Source organism: Aeromonas sp. 600527 (assembly GCF_049175415.1).
In the GTDB taxonomy this organism is placed as follows: Bacteria; Pseudomonadota; Gammaproteobacteria; order Enterobacterales; family Aeromonadaceae; genus Aeromonas; species Aeromonas veronii_A.
Genome location: NZ_JAAKVA010000042.1, coordinates 1 through 800, shown reverse-complemented (window position 1 = coordinate 800; position 800 = coordinate 1). Strand labels below are relative to the sequence as shown.

Here is an 800-nt window from a genome sequence, read left to right as displayed (position 1 = left end):
TCGCCGCTACTGAGGGAATCTCGGTTGATTTCTTTTCCTCGGGGTACTTAGATGTTTCAGTTCTCCCGGTTCGCCTCGTTACACTATGTATTCATGTAACGATACCCAAGTTATCTTGGGTGGGTTTCCCCATTCGGAAATCTGTGAGTAATAGCGTCTCTTACCGACTTCTCACAGCTTATCGCAGGTTAGTACGTCCTTCATCGCCTCTGACTGCCAAGGCATCCACCATGTACGCTTAGTCACTTAACCATACAACCCCAAGAAGTGTCGGTGAAACCGGCACAGCCTGTTGTCGTACAACAAGGACCAAATAAAATTTGGTTTTCGCCAAGAAGTTTCCAAAGCACTTGTAACAAATGTTTGAGAACTACTTTTTAAATCAGCTTTCCAGATTGTTAAAGAGCAAACTTCATAAAGAAGTCAAAGACATAGATTGAACATTTGGTTCAACTCATGGCTTTTGCTTCTCGCAAAATTCAGTACCGATTATGGTGGAGCTATGCGGGATCGAACCGCAGACCTCCTGCGTGCAAAGCAGGCGCTCTCCCAGCTGAGCTATAGCCCCATAATCGGGAACGAAGTGGTGGGTCTGAGTGGACTCGAACCACCGACCTCACCCTTATCAGGGGTGCGCTCTAACCACCTGAGCTACAGACCCACTTCGTGTACTGTCTCTAAACTTGAATCAAGGCAATCTGTGTGAACACTCAACAACTTCGTCATCTTAAGGTAAGGAGGTGATCCAACCCCAGGTTCCCCTAGGGTTACCTTGTTACGACTTCACCCCAGTCATGAAT

At 46.9% G+C, this 800-nt stretch carries 2 tRNA genes and 2 rRNA genes; all 4 read right to left on the bottom strand.

Features of this window, described 5'->3' with window-relative positions:
- A 23S ribosomal RNA gene (locus tag G5154_RS21135) occupies positions 1-252 on the bottom strand; the annotation flags it as partial.
- A 240-nt stretch (positions 253-492) separates the two neighbouring features.
- A tRNA-Ala gene (locus G5154_RS21130) sits at positions 493-568 on the bottom strand.
- Positions 569-584: 16 nt separating this feature from the next.
- A tRNA-Ile gene (locus G5154_RS21125) sits at positions 585-661 on the bottom strand.
- Positions 662-733: 72 nt separating this feature from the next.
- Positions 734-800 (bottom strand): 16S ribosomal RNA (locus G5154_RS21120); the annotation flags it as partial.